This window comes from Lachnospiraceae bacterium GAM79 (assembly GCA_020735665.1).
Lineage (GTDB): Bacteria > Bacillota > Clostridia > Lachnospirales > Lachnospiraceae > Coprococcus.
The window spans coordinates 1,167,100-1,184,475 of sequence record CP085928.1 but is presented as its reverse complement, the minus strand read 5'-3'; the positions used below and the strand labels follow the sequence as shown (position 1 = coordinate 1,184,475).

The 17,376-nt window shown below is 41.3% G+C and carries 15 protein-coding genes and 1 tRNA gene; 15 read left to right on the top strand and 1 reads right to left on the bottom strand.

Features of this window, described 5'->3' with window-relative positions; genetic code table 11:
- Nucleotides 1-13: 13 nt before the first annotated feature.
- Nucleotides 14-340, top strand: coding sequence for an SCP2 sterol-binding domain-containing protein (locus LK416_05275; protein UEA75594.1), 327 nt, complete (start codon nucleotides 14-16; stop codon nucleotides 338-340).
- Nucleotides 341-432: 92 nt separating this feature from the next.
- On the opposite strand, the gene LK416_05270 is transcribed toward LK416_05275, so the two are convergent.
- Nucleotides 433-1,461 carry a 3-deoxy-7-phosphoheptulonate synthase gene (locus tag LK416_05270; GenBank protein UEA75593.1) on the bottom strand — a complete coding sequence of 343 codons (1,029 nt, stop codon included), beginning with the start codon at nucleotides 1,459-1,461 and terminating at the stop codon, nucleotides 433-435.
- A gap of 199 nt (nucleotides 1,462-1,660) precedes the next feature.
- On the opposite strand from LK416_05270, the gene LK416_05265 reads away from it, so the two are divergent.
- The 14 genes from LK416_05265 to LK416_05200 all read left to right on the top strand — a co-directional run bounded on the left by LK416_05265 (nucleotide 1,661) and on the right by LK416_05200 (nucleotide 17,313).
- Nucleotides 1,661-2,971 carry a D-alanyl-D-alanine carboxypeptidase gene (locus LK416_05265; GenBank protein ID UEA75592.1) on the top strand — a complete coding sequence of 437 codons (1,311 nt, stop codon included), beginning with the start codon at nucleotides 1,661-1,663 and terminating at the stop codon, nucleotides 2,969-2,971.
- Nucleotides 2,972-2,982: 11 nt separating this feature from the next.
- Nucleotides 2,983-3,846 carry a metallophosphoesterase gene (locus LK416_05260; protein UEA75591.1) on the top strand — a complete coding sequence of 288 codons (864 nt, stop codon included), beginning with the start codon at nucleotides 2,983-2,985 and terminating at the stop codon, nucleotides 3,844-3,846.
- A gap of 12 nt (nucleotides 3,847-3,858) precedes the next feature.
- Nucleotides 3,859-5,559: a peptidoglycan binding domain-containing protein gene (locus LK416_05255; protein ID UEA75590.1), complete on the top strand. Its 1,701-nt coding sequence runs from the start codon at nucleotides 3,859-3,861 to the stop codon at nucleotides 5,557-5,559.
- 114 nt (nucleotides 5,560-5,673) lie between these two features.
- A tRNA-Ser gene (locus LK416_05250) sits at nucleotides 5,674-5,761 on the top strand.
- A gap of 134 nt (nucleotides 5,762-5,895) precedes the next feature.
- Complete coding sequence (locus tag LK416_05245) at nucleotides 5,896-6,708, top strand: purine-nucleoside phosphorylase (protein ID UEA75589.1); 813 nt, start codon at nucleotides 5,896-5,898, stop codon at nucleotides 6,706-6,708.
- An 87-nt stretch (nucleotides 6,709-6,795) separates the two neighbouring features.
- Nucleotides 6,796-7,281, top strand: coding sequence for a ribonuclease HI (gene rnhA / locus LK416_05240; GenBank protein UEA75588.1), 486 nt, complete (start codon nucleotides 6,796-6,798; stop codon nucleotides 7,279-7,281).
- A complete protein-coding gene (locus LK416_05235; GenBank protein ID UEA75587.1) occupies nucleotides 7,274-9,697 on the top strand; it encodes a homocysteine S-methyltransferase family protein in 2,424 nt (807 codons plus the stop codon). The genes rnhA and LK416_05235 overlap by 8 nt, the downstream gene beginning before the upstream one ends.
- Nucleotides 9,698-9,799: 102 nt before the next feature.
- On the top strand, nucleotides 9,800-10,288 hold the full coding sequence (gene ilvN / locus LK416_05230) for an acetolactate synthase small subunit (protein UEA75586.1): 489 nt from the start codon (nucleotides 9,800-9,802) through the stop codon (nucleotides 10,286-10,288).
- 91 nt (nucleotides 10,289-10,379) lie between these two features.
- Nucleotides 10,380-11,402 (top strand): ketol-acid reductoisomerase, encoded by a 1,023-nt coding sequence (ilvC, locus tag LK416_05225; GenBank protein UEA75585.1) that lies wholly within the window; start codon nucleotides 10,380-10,382, stop codon nucleotides 11,400-11,402.
- A gap of 137 nt (nucleotides 11,403-11,539) precedes the next feature.
- On the top strand, nucleotides 11,540-12,037 hold the full coding sequence (gene greA, locus LK416_05220; protein ID UEA75584.1) for a transcription elongation factor GreA: 498 nt from the start codon (nucleotides 11,540-11,542) through the stop codon (nucleotides 12,035-12,037).
- Nucleotides 12,038-12,078: 41 nt separating this feature from the next.
- Nucleotides 12,079-12,672, top strand: a complete 594-nt coding sequence (locus tag LK416_05215; protein UEA75583.1) for a zf-HC2 domain-containing protein — start codon at nucleotides 12,079-12,081, stop codon at nucleotides 12,670-12,672.
- Nucleotides 12,665-15,301, top strand: a complete 2,637-nt coding sequence (polA, locus tag LK416_05210; protein ID UEA75582.1) for a DNA polymerase I — start codon at nucleotides 12,665-12,667, stop codon at nucleotides 15,299-15,301. Before LK416_05215 ends, polA begins: the two co-directional genes overlap by 8 nt.
- A complete protein-coding gene (gene coaE, locus LK416_05205; GenBank protein UEA75581.1) occupies nucleotides 15,288-15,971 on the top strand; it encodes a dephospho-CoA kinase in 684 nt (227 codons plus the stop codon). The genes polA and coaE overlap by 14 nt, the downstream gene beginning before the upstream one ends.
- Nucleotides 15,972-16,125: 154 nt before the next feature.
- Nucleotides 16,126-17,313, top strand: coding sequence for an acetate kinase (locus LK416_05200; GenBank protein ID UEA75580.1), 1,188 nt, complete (start codon nucleotides 16,126-16,128; stop codon nucleotides 17,311-17,313).
- Nucleotides 17,314-17,376 lie beyond the last annotated feature (63 nt).

Below are 17,376 nucleotides of genomic sequence, written 5' to 3'. Positions count from 1 at the left end.
CGGGTTTGTTTATATGACATACAGGGAATGTCTTGATTATTTTAATGAATTATCCTTGCATAAGAATATAGATGGATTACAGGATGATACGTATTTCCAGTTTGATGTTATTGGACGTGATAGCGGGCATTTTTACATTCATTTGAAAGATGATACATTTGAGGTCTCTTTGGGGGAATATAAGCAACGAAATGTTCAGTTTATCGTTACAGTATCCTGCCTGGAGAAAGTAATAAATGGAGTGATGGATCCGATTTATGCATATGCAACCGGAAAATTGAATATTACCGGAGATGTGTCGTTAGGTAGAAATTTTCTATCACGCATCATAAAGGATTAAAAAAGGAACCTGCCAGTTGTTATTTGGCAGGTTCCTTTTTACCATACATATAATTGTTATTAAAAAGAAATTTCATATTCTTTTATCGTTTTTTATAACAGATCTGCAACTTCTTTTAAGAGACGTTCTGTCTTTTCCCATCCGAGACAAGGGTCTGTGATGGATTTGCCATAGCATCCTCCGCCAACCGGCTGATTACCATCTTCGATATAACTTTCAACCATAACACCTTTTACAAGTTCTTTGATATCAGGATCATAATTGCGGCTGTGGATAACCTCTTTTACGATTCTTGGCTGCTCATCGAATTTTTTGCCTGAATTGTTATGATTTGCATCAACGATACATGAATGATTTACCAGATTGAACTTCTGGTATGATTCATATAAAAGACGCAGATCTTCGTAGTGGTAGTTTGAGATGGAACGACCGTGTTTGTTTAATGCACCTCTTAAGATACAATGGGTCAGTGGGTTTCCGTCTGTGTGGGCTTCCCATCCGGAATATAAGAAAGTATGCGGATGCTGTCCGGCAAGACAAGAATTCATCATAACAGTATAATCACCACTGGTTGGATTCTTCATGCCAACCGGAATGTCCATTCCACTTGCCGTTAATCTGTGCTGCTGATCCTCAACGGAACGTGCACCGATCGCTACATAGGATAAGATGTCGTCAACATATTGCCAGTTCTCGGAATAGAGCATTTCGTCTGCTGCTGTGAGTCCGGTTTCTTTGATCGCGCGGATATGCATTTTACGAATCGCATATAAACCTTCTAACATATCAGACGCCTTATTCGGATCCGGCTGATGTAACATCCCTTTGTATCCATCACCCGTTGTTCTTGGTTTGTTCGTATATATACGTGGAATTACAAGAATTTTATCTTTGACCTGTTCTGCAACCTTTGCCAGTCTGTTCTGATAGTCGCATACAGCATCTTCGTTATCAGCGGAACATGGACCAATTATAAATATAAATCGCTTGTCTTCTCCGGTAAAAATTTTTCTGATCTCTTCGTCTCGTTTTGCTTTAATGTCTTTGAGTTCCTGTGAGAGAGGATATAATTCTTTGATCTCTTCACCGGTTGGTACTCGTTTAACCAATTTCATACTCATTGATTTTCCTCCTGTTATAATTTGTCCAGTTAATAAATGACGAAAGTGTCATTATTTATTAAATTACCGCATATTGCGCATAATTCTGTAGTATTATAGCAGAATATAATTAATTATGAAAGAAAAATATCAACACAAACATTCTTTATTCATTTTTTTAAGCATAAATTGTATAAATGAACAGATTAGAGGGATGTTATTGAAACGGGTTAAAATGGGAAAGAGGGTAGGCAGAGCATTTATAGGTATGGTTCTTGGAATAGCACTTGTAGTCGGACATACCGACCGATCGGTAATATATAGTGTTGCTGAGCCAGAGGTGGTAACTGAGGAAAACGTACAGGAAGAACCGCTTACAGATGAAGCCGTAACAAATGGAACTGTAACAGATAGAACAGCAACAGATGAAATAGCGACAGATCAGTCCGGACTTCAATTGGAATCACCATTCTGTATCCTTATGGAAGCAACAACAGGAACGGTATTATATGAGAAAAATGCAGACGAGGCAAGGAAACCTGCATCCGTCACAAAGGTAATGACGCTGCTTCTGGTTTTTGAGGCAATGAAGGCAGGCGATTATCAGATGTCTGATATTGTAACTGTGAGTGAACATGCAGCTTCTATGGGTGGTTCACAATGTTTCTTTGAAACCGGTGAACAGCAGACGGTTGAAGATATGATAAAATGTATCATTATTGCATCAGGAAACGATGCGGCAGTTGCTATGGCAGAATTCACGGCAGGAAGCGAGGAAGCCTTTGTTCAGAGAATGAATGACAGGGCAAAGGAACTTGGAATGGAGCATACACATTTTGTCAATGCCTGTGGACTGGATGCAGATGGACATGAGACATCGGCAAGAGACATTGCAATTATGTCCAGACAGTTAATTGATGAACATCCTGAGATCCTGAAATATTCCGGTATCTGGATGGATTCGATCATACATAAAACCGCAAGGGGCGAGTCAAGATTTGACCTTGCTAATACAAATAAATTCCTTAATATATACACTGGGGCGACCGGGCTTAAAACTGGATATACGGCGACAGCCAAATACTGTATGTCGGCGACGGCGAACAGAAACGGCATTACATTGATCGCAGTTATCATGGGAGCTGAAACAAAGGATATCAGAAATAAAGAGGTCTGCAAGCTATTCGATTATGGATATGCAAACTGCAATCTGTATAAAGATGAAAATGTACTTGACACCCGCAGCGTTTCTATAGAAAATGGTATCAGTGACGAACTGGCGATTGAAAGTGCATCGGACTTCTCATCCGTTCTGCTTCGCGGAGAAAAGGCAGATGATGTGAAGAAGACACCGATTCAGGAAGAGACGCTTACAGCACCGATCAACAAAGGAGACGTGATTGGAAAAATGGAATATTCGATCAATGGCCGTGTACTTGGTTCAGTTGAGATTGTTGCTGCAGAAAATATAAAGAAAATGACGTTTGGCTATAGTTTTAAAAAAGTATTATATCTTGCCTTTCGTTCCTAGAGGAAGAGGAAATGTTATTCAATATTATCAGTATCATCTGTATATTTGCGCTTATCTGTCTGTTCGCAGTTCTGATTGAAAGCAGACGGGAGAATCACATGCTTTCGGTATCTCATTATACGATCACGGATAAAAGAATCAAAAAGTCTGCTACATTTGCGATGATCGCAGATCTTCATAATGCGGAATTCGGAGATAAAAATGAGGAGCTCATAAAAGAGATAAAAAAGATTGCTCCTGATGCAGTTTTGATCGCAGGAGATGTTATAGTCGGAAAGAAAGATGTCGGTTCGGGTGTTGCGATAGACCTTCTGCAAAAGCTTGGAAGTGAATTCCCTGTTTATATTTCAAAGGGAAATCATGAGATGCGAACCAGTTTATATACAGAGCAGTATGGAGATATCTGGGAAAATCTATATGAACAGACAAAGGATTATGTTCAATGGCTTATAAATGAGGAAATGATTCTGACATCTGAAAATATCCGGGTGGTGGGGCTTGACATGGATGCGGCTTATTACAGAAGATTCCGGCTTCTGAAGATGGAGACGGACTATCTGGTGGAGCTTCTTCCGACGAGACATCAGGATGCATATACGATATTACTTGCGCATAACCCGGATTATTTTTCGGTTTATGCGGAATGGGGAGCAGATCTGGTGTTATCCGGTCATGTACACGGGGGCATGATCATACTTCCGTTTTTTGGGGGAGTGATATCACCGATGGTACGGCTGTTTCCGAAATATTACCGGGGTATGTATGAATATCGCAATAAAAAAATGATCTTAACAGGTGGACTTGGTGGTCATACTTTAAAGTTTCGGGTCAATAATAAACCGGAGATATGCGTGATCCATTTGGAAGGAGAATAACAGGGGAAGATTATGAGTGAGGAAAACAAAGAAGTAGAGCAGATAGAGAGCAAAGCCGTCAAAGATGCAGAACAAACAGAATGCGAAGCGGATAAAGAGGCAACACAAATAGAGACTAAAGAAGAGCAAACAGAAAACAGCGCAGACAAAGAAGAGAATGAGGCAGGCAAAGAGGCTGGGCAGATGGAGATTGAAACTGAAGCAGACCAAGAGACAGACCAGGCGGAGGCTGAAGAAATAGAAACAAAAGACCAGCCGGAGGTTGCTGCCACGGCTGCTGCTATACCATCGGATGTCTTTGTCGATAAGAGTGTCTATGAACAGATCGATAAACGAAAAAAAGGAAAAAAGATCGCTGCGATTATATCAATTTCTGTGGGCGGAGTTATTTTACTTTGTTATCTTACATTGTCGATCTGGTTTAGCTTCCATTTTAACAAGAATACATATATTGACGGACAGAATGTATCCTATCATACAGTAAAATCCGTAAAAAACACGATCGATACATATATGAGTGGATATACTTTAAGCGTAAACGGCAGAGAACATGCATCATTTGTGATCCGTCCGGAAGATATCGATATGACGATACAGGCAGTTTCCAATGAGAAAAGCATTAAGAAGAAGCAAAATGGCTTTCTGTGGTTTTTATATCTGAATAATAAGCGGAAAGATTATAAAACCAGTTATGAGGTAACCTATGATAAGGAAAAACTGTATCAATTTTTAAAAGATCAGGACTGTATGCAGGAAAAGAATATGGAAAAACCAAAGAATGCCTATGTAGCAGTTGATAAGAGCGAGGCGGTTATCATACCAGAGACAGAAGGCAGTTATCTGGATACAGATAAGGTTCATGAAGTGATAGAAACGGCGCTTGAACAGGTGAAAGCTACTACAGACCTTGATAAAGAAGCGTGTTACGAGAATGCAGAGATCACGGCAGACAGTAAGGAGATTGCAGACCGGAAAAAAGCACTGGAAACATATCTTACGGTTCAGATCGACTACAGCATTGATCGTGTATCATGGACGCTTGATGCATCAACATTTGGCAGCTGGCTCTATTATGATAACGGAAAATGGAAGTTCAAAAAGAAATCGGTTCAGGCATATGTGAGACAGCTTGCAGAGACATATGATACAGTCGGAACAACGAGAACCTTTCAGACTTATACAGGAAGATATGTAGAAGAAACAGGCAATCGTTATGGATGGGCAATTGATGTAGAAGCGGAGACAAAGGGCTTGCGGGAAGCACTTGCAAGTGGGAAATCACAGGAGCGTACACCGGAGTTTTCCCAGACGGGAGCAGCATATAACAAATACGGGGATATCGGTTATTCTTATGTAGAGGTCGATCTGTCGAACCAGCATGTATATTTGATCATAGATGGAAAATTGGTTGAAGATTCTCCCTGTGTAACAGGTTGTGTAAAGAAAGGACATGGTACACCGGATGGGTTATATTCGATCACATATAAAGAATCACCTTCTGTTTTAAGAGGAGAGGATTATGAGACAAAGGTCAATTTCTGGATGCCTTTTAATCGTGGAATCGGGCTTCATGATGCGACATGGCGTGATAAGTTCGGCGGAGACATTTATTATTCCAGCGGTTCGCATGGCTGCGTTAATCTGCCATATCAGAAAGCCGCGGTTATTTATGAGAATATCTATGCCGGGATGCCTGTAATCTGCTACTATTAGTTTTAAGTGTTACCATTGTATGACCATGCCCGGTGAAAAGGCATCAGAAAGTATCATAAAAAATAGTTGTATATTTTGTGTATTAATGGTATTATAGCAAAGTCATAGGAAAAAGGAGATATACCCAAGTGGCTGAAGGGTCCGCTCTCGAAAAGCGGTAGGTCGGGCAACCGGCGCGAGAGTTCAAATCTCTCTATCTCCGTTTTATGAAAATAAGCTGACATTCAGATGGGTGTCAGCTTTTTTACCATATGGATATATGGGAAAACTCAGAATTATGTATTTCAGAGACTGGGTACAGGTGAGCTGCAGCACCGGGATAAGGAGATGTTATTTATGTATGATGAGGCTGTTCGTTATATCACTGACAAAATAAAGATGAAGCCGGAGATAGGGATTGTACTTGGAAGCGGACTGGGCGATGCATTTACCATGGATGATCCTGTGTATGTTTATTATAAAGAGATTCCGGGTTTTCCTGTTTCGACGGTTGCCGGTCATAAGGGACGGTTTATATTTGGTTATTCCTGTGGAAAGCCGATTGTTGTCATGCAGGGAAGAGTTCATTACTATGAGGGATATTCCATGCAGGATGTCGTGAAGCCGATCCGGCTGATGGGGCTTCTAGGAATACGGTGGCTGATCCTTACCAATGCGGCGGGAGGAATCAGTGAAGAGCTGGCACCGGGAGATATCATGATCATTTCGGATCAGATATCAAGCTTTGTTCCATCTCCGTTGATTGGAAGAAATATAGATGAGTTTGGCGTCAGATTCCCGGATATGAGCCATATATATGATAAAGAAAAAATACAGATAAGCAGGAAAGTATTTGAGCAGATTGGACTTCATGTTGTGGAAGGAACCTACATTCAGGCGACCGGTCCGCAATATGAAACACCGGCTGAGATAAGGATGTTTCAGTTGCTCGGCGCAGATGCGGTCGGCATGAGTACAGCATGTGAGGCAATCGCGGCCTGCCATATGGGAATCCGTGTATCCGGTTTTTCGGCAATTTCAAATAAAGCGGCAGGACTTGGTGCTGAATTAAAGCATGAGGATATTCTGGATCGCAGTAAGGAGATGTCTGATAAAATGAGCAGACTCCTTACAGAATTGATCGAAAGTTATAGTGATGGCACAGAATAAAATATTCCGATCATTTGATGAAAAGTGATAATCAGTCATTTATAAGCGGATATGGATTAATTAGAATGGATATGAGGTGCGAAAAGAATGGATGTAAAGATATATACAGATGGTGCAGCGAGAGGTAATCCGGACGGACCGGGCGGATATGGTACGGTTATCCAGTTTATTGATGGAAAAGGAACGCTCCATGAACGGGAATTTTCACAGGGCTATAATAAGACTACAAATAACCGCATGGAGCTTATGGCAGCTATTGTTGGTTTAGAAGCATTGATAAAACCCTGTAATGTGGAATTATATTCAGATTCCCAGTATCTTGTAAAGGCATTTAATGAAGGCTGGATATGGGGCTGGATCAAGAAGGGCTGGAAACGTGGCAAGAATGAACCGGTAAAGAACCGGGATCTGTGGGAACGACTGTTAAAAGCAAAAGAACCGCATACAGTAACCTTTCACTGGGTAAAGGGACATGCAGGACATCCGATGAATGAACGATGTGATATGCTTGCAACGACAGCGGCAGACGGAGATAACAAAATAGACGACGAAGGTGTGATAACGAATGAATAAACACGAATTTAGACAACTGTTCGATGAGAAAATACTGATCTTAGATGGAGCAACCGGAACAAATCTGATGAATGCAGGCATGCCGCTTGGTGTATGTCCGGAAAAATACATACTGGAGCACAAAGAAGTTATGCTGGAACTTCAGACGTCGTATCTGAATGCAGGCACAGATATCTTATATGCTCCGACATTTACCTGTAATCGTTTAAAGCTTCGTGAATATGGACTGGAGAATAATCTCTATCAGATGAATATGGATCTGGTAGCTCTGTCAAAGCAGGCTGTTGCTGAGTGCGGGCATGGTTATGTCGCAGGCGATCTTACCATGACAGGTGAGATGCTATATCCGATGGGAAAACTTCAGTTTGAAGAGTTGGTTGATATCTATAAAGAACAGATCAAAGTTCTTGTTGAGGCGGGCTGTGATCTTCTGGTTGTAGAAACTATGATGAGCCTTGCCGAAACCAGAGCTGCTGTGATCGCTGCAAATGAGATCTGTGATCTCCCTGTCATGGCGAGCCTTACATTTAACGAGGACGGAAGAACCTTATATGGAACGGATCCGGTAACCGCGGTCAATGTATTACAGAATCTTGGCGTGGACGCGATAGGTGTAAACTGTTCCACAGGACCGGACAAGATGACAGAGCTTGTGGCTGCCATGAAAGAGGTAGCATTTGTTCCCGTATTTGCGAAGCCGAATGCCGGTATGCCTGAACTTGTGGATGGTAAAAGTGTATATGCCATGACACCGGAAACCTTTGCAGAAGATATGAAGATGATCATAGAAGCGGGAGCCGGTATGGTCGGCGGCTGCTGCGGAACAACTCCTGCCCATATCAAAGCACTTTCTGATATGGCAAAGACAATGGATATTCCTGAGATATCAGACAAGAAAGAACGTTTGCTATCATCAGAACGCATGACAAGACAGATCAGTCTGGATGGTCCTTTTATGGTGGTCGGAGAACGTATCAATCCAACCGGTAAGAAGAAACTGCAGGCAGAGCTTCGGGAGGGAGTTCTCGATACTGTTATGACGATGGCGGAAGAACAGATGGAAAAGGGTGCATCAATCCTTGATATCAATGTCGGCATGAATGGTATTGATGAGAAAGAAATGATGGTAAGGGTTGTATATGAGGTGTCACAGGCAGTGAATCTTCCGTTATGTATTGATTCCAGTAACCCTGCTGTTATCGAAGCGGCACTTCGTATCTATCCGGGACGTGCACTTGTGAATTCTGTATCTCTGGAAAAGGTAAAAATGCAGGAGATCCTTCCGTTGGTCAGTAAATATGGTGCGATGTTCATTCTGCTTCCGCTTTCTGATGAGGGACTTCCGAAAGACAGTGATGAAAAAGAAAACATTATACATACAGTTCTGGATGCTGCTTATAAGATGGGCTTTCAGAAAGAGGATGTTGTGGTCGATGGTCTGGTTGCAACAGTCGGAGCAGAGAAAGCTGCTGCTGTCAACTGCCTGAAAACAATCCGTTATTGTCATGATATGGGGCTTGCTACGATATGCGGACTTTCGAATATCTCATTTGGATTGCCGGAGCGTATGTTTGTAAATGCAGCTTTTCTTACGATGGCGATCCAGAATGGTCTTACGATGGCAATTGCAAATCCGTCACAGACTATGCTTATGAATATGGCATATGCATCGGATATGCTTCTTAACAAAGACGAAGGAGATATCCGGTATATCCAGAATGTAAAACCTCTCGGGATCACAACGGCTGCACCTGTACAGAATGGAGGCAGTCAGGAGGATGAAAAAGAAAAAAGTGTTATCTACACAGATGTTGTAAAAGGAAATAAAAGAAATATTTCAGAAGATGTCAAAAAAGAACTGGAACAGGGGATAGATCCGCAGAAGATTATTGATGATGAGCTGATTCCGGCAATTAACCGTGTTGGAAAATTATTTGAACAGAAAAAATACTTTCTGCCACAGTTAATCGCAAGCGCAGAGACGATGGAGCTTGCGATCAATCAGATCACACCACTTATCGTACGAGAGGATGATGGAAAGGCAATGCCTGCGATCGTGGTTGCTACCGTAGAGGGAGATATCCATGATATTGGAAAGAATCTGGTTGTCTTGATGCTACGAAACTACGGATTCCCGGTTATCGATCTTGGAAAGGATGTACCTGCGGATGTGATCGTAGATGCAGCCATAGAAAATGATGCCAAGGTCATCGGACTTTCGGCACTGATGACAACAACCATGATGAAAATGGTGGATGTCGTGGAACTGGTAAAAGAAAAAAATCTGGATATTAAGGTCGTTATCGGCGGAGCCGTTATCACGGAGAGCTTTGCCGAGGAGATCCATGCAGACGGTTATTCAGAGGATGCGGCAGAATGTGTTCAGGTTGTAAAAAGATTGCTTGATATTGAGTAATTCTTCGTTGACAATAATTGACAAGATAACTATAATAAAACAAGGATTTGTGCTGTATTGATTATACAGCCGTTTCATAGGTTTGAAAGGTGGTACTTATTGATGGATAATATAGTTTTGTCACTTCTTGTAGATAATACATCAGGTGTACTGAGCAGAGTTTCAGGTTTATTCAGCCGCAGAGGTTATAATATCGACAGCGTTACGGTAGGTGTTACGGAGAATCCTGCATATTCCAGAATGACTGTAGCAGTAAGCGGAGATAATGCAAGTCTGAGCCAGATCAAGAAACAGTTGAATAAGCTCGAGGACGTCGTAGAGATCGTTGAACTGGAGCCGGGCAAATCAGTATGCAGAGAGCTTGTACTCGTAAAGGTGAGAAGTGATAAGGATACCCGTCAGGATATCATGTCCATTGCAAATATATTCCGAGCAAACATCGTTGATGTTTCAAAAGGTTCCATGATCATTGAGCTAACAGGCGCAACCTCGAAGTGTGAAGCATTTCTCGGACTGTTAGATGGATTTGAGATCATTGAACTGGTTCGTACCGGCCTGACAGGACTGGTGAGAGGTCAGCGTCAGGATTAATCATGCGCACCTTGTTTAACTATTGATAGATTGATTGCAGTTATGCAGTTAATTATTATAAAGAAGTCATTTATATCAGGAGGACAAAATAATGGCAGAAGCAAAAATTTATTATCAGGAAGACTGTAATTTATCATTACTGGACGGACAGACAATCGCTATTATCGGTTATGGTTCACAGGGACATGCACATGCCCTTAACTTAAAGGAATCAGGCTGTAACGTAATTATCGGTCTTTATGAAGGAAGTAAGTCTTGGGCAAAGGCTGAAGCACAGGGATTTGAAGTATATACAGCTGCAGAAGCTGCTAAGAAAGCAGACATTATCATGATTCTTATTAATGATGAGTTACAGGCTGATATGTACAAGAACGATATCGAGCCAAACCTTGAAGAAGGCAATATGTTAATGTTTGCGCATGGTTTCAATATCCACTTCGGAACAATCGTTCCACCTAAGAATGTTGATGTAACTATGATCGCTCCTAAGGCACCTGGTCACACAGTACGTTCTGAGTATCAGGCAGGAAAGGGTACACCTTGTCTTGTAGCTGTAGAGCAGGATTACACAGGAAAGGCTCTTGACAGAGCATTAGCTTATGCACTTGGTATCGGCGGAGCTCGTGCCGGCGTTCTTGAGACAACATTCAGAACAGAGACTGAGACAGACCTCTTTGGTGAGCAGGCAGTTCTTTGCGGTGGTGTATGTGCACTTATGCAGGCTGGTTTCGAGACACTTTGCGAAGCTGGTTACGATCCAAGAAATGCATACTTTGAATGTATCCATGAGATGAAGCTGATCGTAGATCTGATCTACCAGTCAGGCTTCAAGGGAATGAGATATTCTATCTCAAATACTGCTGAGTATGGTGATTATGTAACAGGCCCTAAGATCATTACAGAAGATACAAAGAAGGCTATGAAGAAAGTCCTTTCTGATATTCAGGATGGTACATTTGCTAAGGAATTCTTACTTGATATGTCACCTGCAGGACGTCAGGTTCACTTCAAGGCTATGAGAAAGAAAGCTGCTGAGCATCCATCAGAGATCGTTGGCGAAAGCATCAGAAAGCTGTACAGCTGGAATGGTGAAGACAAGCTCATCAACAACTAATCTGAAGTAAATATATTTTATTTCATATAATAACAGAAGCAGATTTTATGTTTTCGGACGTAAGATCTGCTTTTGTTGTATCCAAAAATGTTTTGTGCTATACTGTTAGCAAAAATGTGAACAGGGTGGTTGGTTTAATGTTTAATCAGTTAACAGAATCTGACATCAAGAAGATGGAAGAAGAAATCGAATATAGAAAAGTCGTAGTTCGTAAAGAAAAGTTGGAAGCTGTGAAGGAAGCAAGAGCACAGGGAGATCTGAGTGAGAATTTTGAATATTATGCTGCGAAGAAGGATAAGAATGCGAATGAAAAGAGAATCCGTTATCTGGATCGTATGGTAAGAACTGCTGAGATCATAAAGGATGAATCAGCAGATGATGAAGTTGGCTTGAATAATACCGTTCGTGTTTATTTTGAAGAGGATGAAGAAGAAGATACTTATCGTATTGTGACGACAGTACGTGAAGATGTATTAAACGGCATTATCAGTAATATATCTCCAATGGGGAAAGCATTACTTGGACATAAAGTCGGTGACCGTGTAGAGGTGGTTCCGGGAAAGGGGGACCCGTTTCATATTGTGATACGGGAGATTGTTAAGACAACCGATGAATCCCGGGATCATATTCGATAGACGATAAAAAATACGGACAGGATGAAGAAGGTGACAGTCAGATGACATGTTTGGAAGCACAATCGAAGATCATGGCATTTATAGAGAATAAGCTCCCGGATGACGAGTTAAAGGAGTTTATTAAGCATGTCAAAAACTGTGATAATTGTTCAGAGGAACTGGAAATCTATTACACCCTGATCGTTGGGATGAAAGAGTTGGATAATGAAGAGAATCTTTCAACTAACTTTAAAAAGGAACTGGATGATAAGCTGAATGAAGAAATGACACGTATGACAGCTGTAAAACGAATTGCAACATCTACGATTGTTCTCGTTCTTGCGGCTATTATCACAGGGCTTTTGTGGGTATACAGTGGCGTACTTGAAAAGGTTTATCATTATGAACAGAATTCCAAGCAGAAATCACAGACAGAATATTATTACAGCGATACATTCGGCGAAAAGCTGTTATTCGGTAATAAGTATATGATTGAATATCTAGAAAATATTTTATATAAAGATGAGGATCTTCCGGGAAACAGTGATAAGAATGTACAGTTTATGGATAAAATAAAGAAATATAACCAGACACATAAAAATTATCTGGAAGTCGCCGAGGAAACGGCAGAGAAGGACGATATAGAAAATGAATAAAATATTATTAATTGATGGACACAGTATATTAAACCGTGCATTCTATGGTCTGCCGGATCTTACAAACTATGAAGGACTGCATACAAATGCAGTTCTTGGTTTTCTTAACATTATATTTAAGATCATGGACGAAGAAAAGCCGGATCATATGTGCGTAGCATTTGATGTGCATGAACCGACATTCCGCCATCTGAAATACAGTGCTTATAAAGGAACCAGAAAACCAATGCCGGAGGAGCTTCGGGAACAGGTTCCGCTTATGAAAGAAGTGCTTACAGCCATGCATGTCACGATCGTGGAAAAAGGCGGATATGAGGCAGATGATATTATCGGTACGATATCAAGAATGGCAGAACGGGATGGTTATGCAACTGTTATTGTATCGGGTGACAGAGATCTTCTACAGCTTGCAACGGATACAATACTTGTGCGTATCCCAAAGACAAAAGCAACCGGAACAACGATAGAAAATTATTATGCAAAGGATGTTGTTGAGGCATATGGCGTTACACCGGTTCAGTTTATAGATATGAAGGGACTTATGGGAGATACTTCAGATAATATTCCGGGAGTTCCGGGAATCGGAGAAAAGACAGCGGCAAAGCTGATGATCGAATACGGAAGCATGGAGAATATTCTGGATCATCTGGATACGGTAAAGCCTCCGCGTGTTCAGAAGAATCTGACAGAGAATATGGATCTTGCAGTTATGTCAAAGGATCTTGCAACGATCAAACTGGACTGCAAGCTGGATGTCTCTCTGGATGAAATGACGATCGAATCATTATTTAATGAAGATTCATATAAGATTTTTAAAAGATTAGGCTTTAACAGTCTGTTAAAAAAGTTTGACACAGTGACTGAGGCGGCGGAGATCGATCCGGTTATCACCTTGCTTGAAACAACAGAGCAGATAGACGGATTCTTTGCTGATAAGATGAAAAATACACATAAGATCGGTTTATATCCGATCCGAAAGGATGGAACCTTATTCGGGCTGGCTGCCGCCATATCCGATAAAGATGTCTTTATTTTGTCGAATCTGAATGGAATGGAGCATGACAGACTGACAGAGAATATAGTGTCAGTCACCAGGGATGGTATGCAGATTGATATTCTGGATTTAAAGGAAGCATTGTCAGTCTTTCCGTTTGATGAGAGTGATACAAAGGTGCATGATATCGGTGTAGCGGCATATCTCTTAAATCCGATGGAGGATGTATATTCCTATGATGCGATCGCAAGAGATTATCTTGGCGCAACACTGCCATCCGAAAAAGAATTGGTTGGAAAAGATGAACTGAATCTGTTCTCTTTTACAAATGAGACCTTCCGGAAATTATTTGCATATAAGGCGTTGATCCCATATCTTGCAGGTGATCTTCTAATGGAACGTCTGGAAAAACAGGAGATGTTCACTCTCTATAATGAGATCGAGATGCCGACGGTATATACGCTTTATGATATGGAGCATCGGGGAATCCGGGTTGACCGAAAAGCCTTGGATGATTACAGCGTAAAGCTGCAGAGCAGGATTGACGAACTGCATACCGAGATCATCGGTTATGCAGGAAAAGAGTTTAATATCAATTCACCGAAACAGTTAGGCGTTATTTTATTTGAAGATATGGGACTTTCCGGTGGCAAGAAGACCAAGACCGGATACAGCACCAGCGTTGATGTACTGGAAAAGATAAAGAATGACCATCCGATCATACCTGCGATACTGGAATATCGTCAGCTTACAAAGCTGAATTCCACTTATGCGCAGGGCTTGACGGCATATATATCAGAAGATGGCAGAATTCACGGAACCTTTAACCAGACGATCACAGCGACCGGTCGTATCAGTTCGACTGATCCGAACCTCCAGAATATTCCGATGAAGTTGGAACTTGGCAGACTGATTCGAAAGGCATTTATTCCGGAGGATGGATATGTATTTGTGGATGCTGATTATTCTCAGATTGAACTTCGTGTACTTGCTCATCTGTCCGAAGATCAGGTCATGCAGAATGCCTTTTTGAATCATGTAGATATCCATGCAACGACAGCTTCCGAGGTGTTCGATGTTCCGATCGATCAGGTAACATCCTTGCAGAGAAGAAATGCAAAGGCAGTTAACTTCGGTATTGTTTATGGAATCAGTGCATTTGGCTTGTCGGAGGATCTTGGAATATCCAGAAAAGAAGCGGCTGATTATATTGAGAAATATTTTGCAACCTATAAGAATATAAAGTCATTCCTTGACCGTCAGGTGGAAGAAGCAAAAGCAGATGGTGTTGTACGGACGATGTTCGGTCGTATCCGTCCTGTACCGGAGCTTCGGTCTTCAAACTTCATGACCAGAAGCTTTGGTGAACGTGTTGCAATGAATTCGCCGATTCAGGGAACGGCGGCAGATATTATTAAGATTGCTATGTTCCGTGTGAATATGGAACTGAAAAAACGAGGACTGAAATCCCGCCTGATCTTACAGATCCATGATGAACTTCTGGTAGAGACCGCAAAGGATGAGGTTGATATTGTAAAAGAGATCATGGAAAAGGAAATGATGGGTGCAGCCGACATGGCAGTACCGCTTGAGATCGGTATCAGTGAAGGAGATAATTGGTATGATGCAAAATAAAGACGACATGCTGATCCTTGGACTGACCGGAGGCATCGGTTCCGGAAAGACAGCAGTTCTTACAATATTAAAGGAAGAATATGATGCATATATAATAGAAGCAGACCATCTGGCACATGAGCTGATGAATCCAGGAAGAACGGTTTATCAGGGAATTGTGGATGCATTTGGTACGGAGATTTTGGCAGATACTGACATAGATACATCTGTATCTGACGAAGAAAATGTAGCGACAGACAACGATCAATCAACAGTTAGCCGCTCGATTGACAGAAAGAAGCTTGGAGATATCGTATTCCACGATAAAGATAAACTGGCTTTGCTGAACAGTATCTCACATCCGTTAGTGAAAGAAGAAATCCTGCGCCGGATTGAGGAACAGAAGAATGTCGGAAAAAAGCTGTTCGTGATTGAAGCTGCTTTGCTGATTCAGGATGGATATAAGAGTATCTGTGATAAGATGTGCTATGTCTATGCAGACTTGGATGTCCGGATATCCAGACTCTGCGAATATCGTGGCTTTACCAGAGAACGAGCACAGGCGGTTATTGATTCACAGGAGTCGGAAGCTTTTTATCTGGAAGCCTGCGACTATAAGATTGATAATTCCGGGTCGCTTGAAAATACGAAAAAAGACTTGAAGCACATATTAGATGAATGTAGAATATAAAGTGTTGTCTGAGAAATAAAGTTTAAGTCTTGAAGAAAAGAGATCGAAAATTAAAGGTCAAAGAATAAAGCAGATAACTGTATAAATAAATTATGTTATATTCGACAGGCTTTGTGCCAGTCAGAACAAAATATATAAAGTGAGGATATTTAATATGAAGGTTTTAGTTATTAACTGTGGCAGTTCATCATTGAAGTATCAGTTGATCGATTCTGATACAGAAGAACTTCTTGCAAAGGGCTTATGTGAACGTATCGCTGTAGATGGAAGACTTACCCATACAACGACAGGAAAAGAGAAATATACAAAGGATCTTCCTATGCCGGATCATAATGCAGCAGTCAGCTATGTATTAGAAGCATTAACAGATAAAGAGACAGGCGCGATCGCTGATCTGTCCGAGATCGATGCGGTAGGTCACAGAATCGTACATGGTGGTGAGAAATTTGCTAAGTCTGTTGTGATTACAGATGAAGTAATTGCTGCGATTGAAGAATGTAACGATCTTGCGCCATTACATAATCCGGCAAACCTGATTGGTATTCGTGCATGCCGGAAGCTGATGCCGGGTGTTCCGAATGTCGGTGTATTTGATACAGCGTTTCATCAGACAATGCCGGATAAAGCATATATCTATGGTATTCCTTATGAATATTATACAGACTATAAGATCAGAAGATATGGTTTCCACGGCACAAGCCACAGTTTCGTATCAAAGAGAACAGCAGAGCTTCTTGGAAAAAATATCGAAGATACAAAGATTATCGTGTGTCATCTTGGCAATGGTTCCAGTATTACAGCGGTTAAGGGTGGAAAATCAGTAGATACGACCATGGGTCTGACACCGCTTGCAGGTGTGATCATGGGAACAAGATCCGGCGATATCGATCCTGCCATTATCGAATTCCTTGCAAACAAGACAGGAAAGAATATCGAAGAGATCAATACGATCTTAAATAAAAAGTCCGGTGTTTATGGTCTGTCCGGCGGATTTAGTGATTTCAGAGATCTTGGCAAGGGTATGGAAGAAGGAAATGACAGATGTCGCCTTGCGCTTGATGTATTTGCATATGGTGTCAAGAAGTATATCGGTGCATATGCCGCAGCCATGGGTGGCGTAGATGCGATTGCATTTACAGCCGGTATCGGTGAGAACAATCCATATGTCAGAAATCTTGCAATGACAGATATGGAATACATGGGTATTACGATCGATCAGGAAGCAAATAAGGTTATGGGAGATGAAAAGCTGATCTCTACACCGGATTCAAAAGTAAAGGTATTCGTAGTTCCTACAAATGAGGAGCTTGCGATTGCCAGAGAGACTGTTGCTTTAGTGTAACGAAAAAGAAAAATATGGCAAAAAATATGTGATTTTATCGTTGACAAAGAGTGTTCAAATATG